The organism is Thainema salinarum CENA647, assembly GCF_057732415.1.
Genome location: NZ_JBYJZJ010000040.1, coordinates 21139 through 28882, shown reverse-complemented (window position 1 = coordinate 28882; position 7744 = coordinate 21139). Strand labels below are relative to the sequence as shown.

Here is a 7744-nt window from a genome sequence, read left to right as displayed (position 1 = left end):
TTGCTAAGGTTAATTGCGTCCTGTTACGGATAACTCATCAGCACCTAGCCGCGCGTCGGGCAAAACTCATGGCGACTTTATCAATCGCTAAGGCACGCCGGTGGCTCGACGAACTTGTCGGCACATGCAGGCCAAAAGTCCCCGAGGAAATTGCCAAGCGCGAGCGTTGCAGCGTCCGAAAGGTGACTATGACGATTTCGCTTGCATTCCTGGCGCCAAACCTCGTTAAGGCGGCAATCGAAGGCCGCCTGCCACGAGGCGTGATGACCTCACGACTTTACGATTTGCCCCGAGATGGTTAGAGCAAAAGCGATCTCTTGGTCTTGGACCGTCAGTCTGATCACAACTAGAGCATGGCTCTTGTGTCGCAGCCGAACCTGCAACCAAACCGTTACTAGCGGCCTTCTCGACCTGGAAGACTCAATAAAATACGGTGTTTTTCGTGGTGTTCGACCACGTTTGTTCACTTCTGTTCACGGGGTTTCTGTGGTCAATCTGTGGTCCGAGCCGTTCTCCCAGGCTGCCGAGTGATCCTCGTGAACTTGCGAGCTCTGCAACGACGTCTTCAATGGCAGCCGCGGCCTCGCTTATGTGCTGAAATCCGGATGCTGTCCTCATCGCGATGAGGCGTGAATGTTGGGTTTCGTAAAACGTAGACCCGGCGTTTGTCTTCAACATCCGGCACCATCTGGCTGTGCGCGACCGCGTTCCTTACCTTGCGATATCTAGTCAGACATTCGCTCAGGCGTTTCCAATGCTGATCAGATTTTGCTTCTCAACTGCCGGCGTCAGCTTCCGCAAATGAGGAGCGAGCATGGAACTGCCTGAACTCGCGCCTCTAACGGGATATTCCGAGCTCGACAAAAATCACGCTCAGCGCGTTTTCCGCGTTGGAATACGCCACCACTAAACGGCCTATCTACGAGCTAAGAATTTATGGCGGAGCACCTTGTCTTCTGGTGACATCTTTCCCTCGAACAACGGAGCGGCACACATCGGGATGCTCTTCAAAGCTTTATCCTGCCTGTAGTTGCCCGTTATCTTCCTTTTCGCTCGTCGCGACGATCTTCAGCACCCCATCGTCGAGCGGGCGCTGAAGTTTTAGTGCCTCTTCGACCGGTGCGGTGAGCCAGCCCTCGATCTCTTCTGGCTGTGTCAAAATTACCGGCATCGCCTTGGGATGAATAGGGCCAACGACGTTGTTGGGAGTCGTGGTGAGAAAGCCAAATAGAACATTGGTCGTCTCGCCTTCCCTCACCTTCCTGACCGAAATCCAGGTCGTCCAAATTCCCGCGAAGCACGCGAGCGGTCTTGAATTCATCGAGGGCGAACCAGACATTCCCGCCGTGAGCCTTGTTGAATTCACTAAAGGACGTGAACGGGACAACGCCACGGTTCTCTATACCGAGCCATCGGGTCCAGTGCTTCGAAGAGGTGTTCCGGATATTCGTGACGCCGCCATCCGGCTCCATTCGAAGGAGCTCATTGAAATTGACGGGCTTGCCCTTCCCTTCGAGCTTTTGCGCGCGCTTCTTCGTCGCCTCGAAAATTGCCTGGTGAGATGACGGCATTCCCCACCGGGCCATCGCCAACTCTCGTACGCCTTCGAAATTCCTGACTATCCGTGCCATGTAATCGGGGTAAATCCCCGGCAGAGGCGGAAGATTGCCGGTGCGGTCTCGCATCGCTCTTGTCAGCGGATGACGGCGGCCTGCCCCTTTGTCAGCGAGTAGAGATTGCACATGGAAACCCCGAGTAAGCGCAGACGTTACGTTAACAGCTATGCCTGGATACTGCGCATGCAGAACGGGCAGATTGTCGAGGCGCACGCATTTTTCGATGCGCATGCCTTCGACGATCTTGGACATGGGTCGCCCCGGCCTACCGCCCGTGAAAGTTAAGGACGATAAATACCTGCGACCGATTAGCCCCGCGACACCGAGCGGGGCTAATCTGCAGGCCTCCCGGAAGGGGCGGTGAACGCCCCGACAGCCTGGGGGGCCGCAGGCCCCCTCTTCAATCCATGCAACAATGCAGCCGCAGGAGCGCCTGTTGGCGCGGGACCGACTGCGGCCGCGAGACCGGTTAAAAAGGCAGCCGCAGGAGCGTCAGCATGGCGACGCCATCAGGCGGGACGCGGGACCGACTGCCTCCGGCGAGCGGCGCGATATGAATTGCGCGAGGGATCGTCACCCGAAGGGCCGAGACGAAGCGAGGCTTTGGCTCGGTGAGTACAGCGAATAGAGCCCGGTCGGGCAGCCGATGCGCTGCATCGCCACCCGAAGATCGGCTAGAACCGTCGGAGTTTTTTCCGTCGCGCCAGATGCCGTTGGTATCCAGAAAGTGCAAATGGCTGGGAGTGTCGCGCTGCATGTTGCATATTCTCTACAATCAATCTAACCCCTTCAGAGAATTTTGCTTCGGCGTCGATTCCTTCGAGATGTACCTTTATGAACGACGCTCGTGATACTGGAGTCAGATACACCCTACCCCGTCTGCTAATCGGATCGCGCCGCCAAAAAATCGGGCTGCCGTCCTCTGCCTGGAAACCCAAATCGAAATAAACGGGTACGGGGCTGTCGTTCCAATCGCGCAGCAGCGCGGACTCCTCCCGATTGGCAACGAAAAGCAAAAACGGTTGGCGGTCGAAGACGCACGGCCCAATGCATTTTTGCAGTTGAGCCACGTCGCGCTTGCGTCTTCGTCCATCTACGACCCATACCATGGTCCGATAGAACTTCTCTCGCGCAATGCGCTCGTCCGCTTTGAGGAAAGAGTGCTGAAACTCAACGACCGTGCCGGCCTTGGTTTTCACGTCGGCGATATGTTTCTCGCCGTTAGGCGCGAACTGCACGATTTCCTGCCAGTCGACGGGAAATTCGTTTTTCCAAGCCCTATGCCATTCCGTTTCCGGCTCGGACCACGGGTCGCAGTCGCGAGTACCCCTATGCGCCCAGTGCCATACTCTGTAATCGCCGCACCTTGCGACCATGACTGCCCCGCAAGACGGGCATGCGCCTGACAGGCCCGGCTGGGCTTCGCGGCGTTGTCCTTCGACATTAGCGAATTTCATCTCCTCCATTCGGTTAGGGCAACACCGATCACGCCCTTAATCCGAACCCCTCTCTTGAAATCCCGCTCGGCTGACTTTTCGAGTTCTCTTTCGGTTTGAGACTTACTAGCGCCACCAAGATCCGAGCTTGTCGACCGCAGCTCGATAAGCACGCGTAAGTCCGGCTAGCATTACGCCCCAGACCGATCGCGGACGCATGGCCGCAATGGTATCGTGCTTGTCCTGCGCTTGAATGGCAGCGATTTGCGCGGCGGAAAACCCGCCCGCCCAATGTACTCTGCCCCTCGTCGCGATGTAGTGCGACTTGCAGGGGAAGCTCAAGTTACCGACCGAGGGCCACAACGATATCGTTCCGTCCGTGTTCTCGGTGATGCTCCATTTTGCAGCGTTCAAGGGTGTGACCACTTCCAGGCCGCAGCCGCAGCAGCAAAGATGAGATGCCGTGCGATATTTGCGCGAAACGAAAATAATCCCCTCGTCCAAGGTTTCCGGAATGAATTCCACGAACTCCGGCCGAAGCGCGATGTCACTCCGCATCGGCCAACTCCACGACGATTTCGCCCCGCCTTAAGGAATATCCGGAATAGACGGTGCTCTCGGCGCTGTCGTAAAACCCGAAATGTTTCTTCCAAAGAATGACCGCCATGACGGCATTGAAGGCATTCAATTCGGCGATCTGAATATTGGTGGCGTATTCGTTCGCACCGTCGACGTTTTCGGAAAACGATATGTGCGGCGCGGCCAGCGCTCTCGTGTCGCCCGTGCTGGCGACCGCTCTTACGACGCCCGACAGGCTGTTGTCGTTTAATATTACGCCCATACCCACCTCTACGAATGGCGTGCCGTTGGCCGTGAGCCGCTCGATCAGCGCCCGTTTGATCTCGCCTTGGTCGAGGCAGATGAAGACGAAATCAAGCCCGTCGAACAAGTGCAGATTGGCCTCGTCGAGGAATACGTCGTGCATTACGATCCCGTTATGCATGTTGCCGTAGATGTCGCGGAAATAGGTCGTCTTCTTCAACTTTGCCTGCAACTGCTCCAGCGACGCAGCGCCCGGCGCTCGAAAAGCATTGTGTTGCGAAAAAATATCGCCGTCGGCCGCATGTATCTCGGCCACTGCGGTTTTCGATACGAAATCGAGGACATATGCCCCCGTGCCACCAAGTCCGGCGATGCCGATGCGCTGACCCGCAATCTTGGCATTTACGGCTCCGATCCCCGCGCGGCTGGAAGCCGTGTCGAGATATTTGAAAACATTCGACGTATCGTTGGCGGCTATCGGCGCGTATACCCGCGCACTTACATTTTCATCGATCTTGGCGGCTTCCCCGGCGATGCGCCCGATATACGTCGTCATCTTGTGGTGGTAGTCGCGATAATCCGCTTTCGCGGAAAACGTGAAGTCGGCCTGCACGCCGTCGCCGAAACTCTGCGGCGCGGAGGCATTTTCGATCGAACGAATTTTGGAGCCGTCTGCGTGGCAAGGATGCTTGCCGGTCCAGTAAGCGACATGGTCGTCCGGCTTATTGGTTACGTCTGCCGACAGGTTTAACTTGGAGATCAGTGTCCCGCGCTTGATCGTGCGATCCGAATCGACATACGGGACGTTACCGGCGAGCAGGTAAGCGCCCCGGATGTCGATATCGTACCCTTCGTTCTGGAGACGAAGCAGGTCCGGACTAAGATCGATTGGTCGACGTGACATCGAACTCCATCCTGTCCTTGACCTTCACGCTTTGACCTTCGACCAGCGTACCCGACGGTCGGTTTCCCGGGCCGCGGGTGTACTGGACCGTGTACTGGATGTCGTCGCCGGTCTGGGGATTCTCGAAGGCGAGCTTCACGACATCCCAAAAGCTGAGTTCGACGTGTTTGGGCACCTTTTTCGCCCGCCCGTTGACGACGATGGTCACGGTGGCGGGGTCTGGTTTATCCCGGCCGTTGCCTCGCCCCTCCGGCCCTTGGTCGCCCGCGCTATTCGGCCCCGATTCCTCGTGTTTGCGTTGATTTTCGATCTTCATGACATGCTCCTTCCCTTGCCGTTTCCGGCAGCAGCATTGATTGCGAAAGTGCAACCGATTTGATAAAGTATATTGCGGATTCGCGAGGATTGCAAGTTCGCAATTCATTTCACTTTCACAACGGAGATGCCATGACCGAGGACCGGTTCGACAGCGACGCCTTTTACGCAGCCCTAAACGCGGCGCGTTTAAGCAAACAAATGACTTGGAAAGACGTAGCCGAGGAAGCAGGCGTGAACGCTTCCACCCTCACCCGCATCGGCCAAGGCGCAAAGCCCGACGTGAACGGACTTGCGGCCCTCTTGCAATGGGCCAACCTGAAAGCCGAAGCCTTCATGCCCGGCGCGAGGAACAAAAAGGCCGAGCCTCTTGCCGAAATTACTGCCTTGCTACGCGCCGACCCGAAGCTTTCCAAACCGAATGCGAAGCTGATGGAGGAGATCGTGGTCAGCACCTACAAGAAGTTGCGGGGTGACTGATTTTGAAATTCCGGCACGGGTTCAAGGCTCAAGCAAATCGTATCGCCCTTCGCATCCGCGAAAAGATGGGCTTGCTTGCGCATGATCCTATCGACCCGGTCGCGGTCTGCGATCATTTCGGAATTCCGCTTCTCAAATTGAGCGAAATCCACCCGGATTGCGATTTCTTGGGTCGTCACAGCTCGGCTTTCTCGGCCGTTACCGTGCCGTGCGGCGTGAATACGGCCATCGTGCACAACGATTGTCACAGTCCCTATCGCCAGCGTAGCAACATTTGCCACGAATTGGCCCACTGCTTCCTCGGGCATAAATGCACACCGCCACTTACGGACGACGGGGACCGGACACGAGATAGCGGCGACGAAGCGGAGGCCCATTTCTTGGGGGGAGCACTTCTGGTCCCGAAGGAGGCAGCGCTCTACATTCTAGAGCAAGGTCTCACGGGTCAGGCGCAAGGCTTGTATGGCGTCAGTGCCGCAATGCTGGGTTACCGCCTGAAGATCAGCGGTGCCCAGACGATATTTGCCAGAAGAATGCAATACACAAGGCGAGCTGCGAGCGCGTAAGACAAAGGCGTTACTCATATCGTATTGAAATAATATTTCGTGCCACCAACCACATCCGAAGCGAATAATTGCGGGAATTCGTGGTTTCGCGAATTATCGACGACGGGAGGATCAGCGAAATGGACGAACGGCTTGCCCGTACCATCGCGAACTTACAATCGTTCGACGACATACGGCAGTTCGAAATCGAACGTCCGCAGACGCGACGCTTTCACCGACGATATTTCTCGGGCGCTCGATGCACGTTCGGGCGACTTGGGGCGAGCCATCGTCGCCGAGCAGACAGGCCTCGATCTGACGAATCTTTCTCCCGCCGAAGAAAATCGTACGCGCAGCGGCGATCTACGCAGGATTCCAAAAGCGCGCCGGTTCGCACGCTGGCCGAATGTTTCAACAATTCAGGAATAGAGGTCTTATAGGCGCGGCCGAGGCTTCCGTATCGAAATCGAAGCCTACGATCGGCTTCGAAACGCTGGCTTCGGAAAATCTGGCCGAATTGTCGTTCGAAACGATCATCTTGTGAACACCCGGAGAGTCTCGGATCGCGCCATTTGGTATTCTCGCCGCACGCTGGGGCTGGCAAACGAAACAGAAAAGCCGCCGGTCGAAGGCGCTAGCCGGATACAGCGGCGCACAGAAGAGCTTGTATCGTGGCTTCAGGCACGAAGCGAAACCAACGGTGGCGTCATGCCTCCATATACGAACGCCGAGGCGGCTGCTGCGCTAGGCATGGACGACATGCATCGTTACGGGCGCGTACATGGAAATATTCAGTCGCGTCTGGACTATGCCTGCTATCTCGCAAATCTGCCTCCGCTCGGCCTAAGCGCAACCTCGCCTTTCGAGGATGCCTGGCGTCAACAAGATCGGTCCTGGGCTTTTCCTATCGACCATATGCGGGAAGCCGCACAATCCCGCGGTTGGAGCGCCGAGGATTTCGAAACCATCCTCGATCGAGCCAGCACCCTTCCCGGTCAGGCTCACATTGTTTGGAAAGCCGAATTATCCGGGCATGAGACCAAGGTCCGCGATTGGGCGTTTGGTTCCTTCGATGGCGACACTGCGGAATTGATATCGAATGCAAATAGCCAAACCAGGCAGCGTAATCCGAAGTGGTCGAGGGACGAGCTGATACTCGCGCTCGATCTGTATATTCGAGTACGGGAAACGGCTATTCCCAAGAATAGCGAGGAGATAGCGGAGTTATCGGATTTCCTCGGACATATGGCACGCCGCCTAGGGCGCACGCAGTCCGCGACATTCCGGAACGCAGCGGGCGTTTACATGAAGCTGATGAATTTCCGTCGGCTCGATCCCGGTTACACGCGCGCAAGGGCGCGTCGGTCTGGCCCGCGGCAATAACGACGAAGAGCCCGTGTGGCGAATATACGCAGCCGACCCTGCTTTGCTGGCCCGTGAAGCTGCATCGATCCGCGCGCGTTTCGCCGATGGCGTAGAGGGAAGTACGGTTACAGCGAACGATCAGGACGCACCTTACTGGGTTTTCGTTTGCAATCCGAAAAAATGGGCAATCGAACGAATTCCTCGCGCGTGGTATCACGCGCGACAGCTGGGGCATCCGTCCCTCGGATCGGGCGCACTTCG

General features: G+C 56.9%; 10 protein-coding genes. 4 read left to right on the top strand and 6 right to left on the bottom strand.

Translation table 11 applies throughout. From position 1 onward, the window contains the following. Positions 1-1015 precede the first annotated feature (1015 nt). From AC286M_RS37475 to AC286M_RS37455, 5 genes are all read right to left on the bottom strand, one after another. Entirely contained in the window at positions 1016-1321 is a 306-nt protein-coding gene (locus AC286M_RS37475; RefSeq protein ID WP_488209243.1) for an SOS response-associated peptidase family protein, read from the bottom strand. Between the two features lie 969 nt (positions 1322-2290). Beyond that, positions 2291-3073 (bottom strand): competence protein CoiA, encoded by a 783-nt coding sequence (locus tag AC286M_RS37470; protein WP_488209240.1) that lies wholly within the window; start codon positions 3071-3073, stop codon positions 2291-2293. Positions 3074-3178: 105 nt separating this feature from the next. Next, on the bottom strand, positions 3179-3610 hold the full coding sequence (locus AC286M_RS37465; protein WP_488209239.1) for a ubiquitination-like system serine protease family protein: 432 nt from the start codon (positions 3608-3610) through the stop codon (positions 3179-3181). After that, complete coding sequence (locus AC286M_RS37460) at positions 3600-4778, bottom strand: ThiF family adenylyltransferase (protein WP_488209238.1); 1179 nt, start codon at positions 4776-4778, stop codon at positions 3600-3602. Before AC286M_RS37460 ends, AC286M_RS37465 begins: the two co-directional genes overlap by 11 nt. After that, positions 4753-5094: a multiubiquitin domain-containing protein gene (locus tag AC286M_RS37455; protein ID WP_488209237.1), complete on the bottom strand. Its 342-nt coding sequence runs from the start codon at positions 5092-5094 to the stop codon at positions 4753-4755. Before AC286M_RS37455 ends, AC286M_RS37460 begins: the two co-directional genes overlap by 26 nt. Positions 5095-5225: 131 nt before the next feature. Here AC286M_RS37455 and AC286M_RS37450 point away from each other — a divergent pair, with 131 nt between their 5' ends. After that, positions 5226-5573 carry a helix-turn-helix domain-containing protein gene (locus AC286M_RS37450; RefSeq protein WP_488209236.1) on the top strand — a complete coding sequence of 116 codons (348 nt, stop codon included), beginning with the start codon at positions 5226-5228 and terminating at the stop codon, positions 5571-5573. Here the strand turns inward: AC286M_RS37450 and AC286M_RS37445 are convergent. Next, positions 5549-5821 carry a hypothetical protein gene (locus tag AC286M_RS37445; RefSeq protein WP_488209244.1) on the bottom strand — a complete coding sequence of 91 codons (273 nt, stop codon included), beginning with the start codon at positions 5819-5821 and terminating at the stop codon, positions 5549-5551. The two genes, AC286M_RS37450 and AC286M_RS37445, sit on opposite strands and share 25 nt — an antisense overlap. Here AC286M_RS37445 and AC286M_RS37440 point away from each other — a divergent pair. The 3 genes from AC286M_RS37440 (at position 5777) to AC286M_RS37430 (ending at position 7501) form a co-directional block, all read left to right on the top strand. Continuing rightward, positions 5777-6139 carry an ImmA/IrrE family metallo-endopeptidase gene (locus tag AC286M_RS37440; protein WP_488209242.1) on the top strand — a complete coding sequence of 121 codons (363 nt, stop codon included), beginning with the start codon at positions 5777-5779 and terminating at the stop codon, positions 6137-6139. The two genes, AC286M_RS37445 and AC286M_RS37440, sit on opposite strands and share 45 nt — an antisense overlap. 132 nt (positions 6140-6271) lie before the next feature. Then, positions 6272-6547 carry a hypothetical protein gene (locus AC286M_RS37435; protein WP_488209235.1) on the top strand — a complete coding sequence of 92 codons (276 nt, stop codon included), beginning with the start codon at positions 6272-6274 and terminating at the stop codon, positions 6545-6547. 111 nt (positions 6548-6658) lie between these two features. Next, entirely contained in the window at positions 6659-7501 is an 843-nt protein-coding gene (locus AC286M_RS37430; RefSeq protein WP_488209234.1) for a hypothetical protein, read from the top strand. The last annotated feature ends 243 nt before the right edge of the window (positions 7502-7744 follow it).

Bases quoted from the DNA above. Each gene is read 5' to 3' on its own strand.
- AC286M_RS37450 (WP_488209236.1), top strand. From the start codon at position 5,226: ATGACCGAGGACCGGTTCGACAGCGACGCCTTTTACGCAGCCCTAAAC.
- AC286M_RS37460 (WP_488209238.1), bottom strand. From the start codon at position 4,778: ATGTCACGTCGACCAATCGATCTTAGTCCGGACCTGCTTCGTCTCCAG.
- AC286M_RS37455 (WP_488209237.1), bottom strand. From the start codon at position 5,094: ATGAAGATCGAAAATCAACGCAAACACGAGGAATCGGGGCCGAATAGC.
- AC286M_RS37475 (WP_488209243.1), bottom strand. From the start codon at position 1,321: ATGAATTCAAGACCGCTCGCGTGCTTCGCGGGAATTTGGACGACCTGG.
- AC286M_RS37470 (WP_488209240.1), bottom strand. From the start codon at position 3,073: ATGAAATTCGCTAATGTCGAAGGACAACGCCGCGAAGCCCAGCCGGGC.
- AC286M_RS37465 (WP_488209239.1), bottom strand. From the start codon at position 3,610: ATGCGGAGTGACATCGCGCTTCGGCCGGAGTTCGTGGAATTCATTCCG.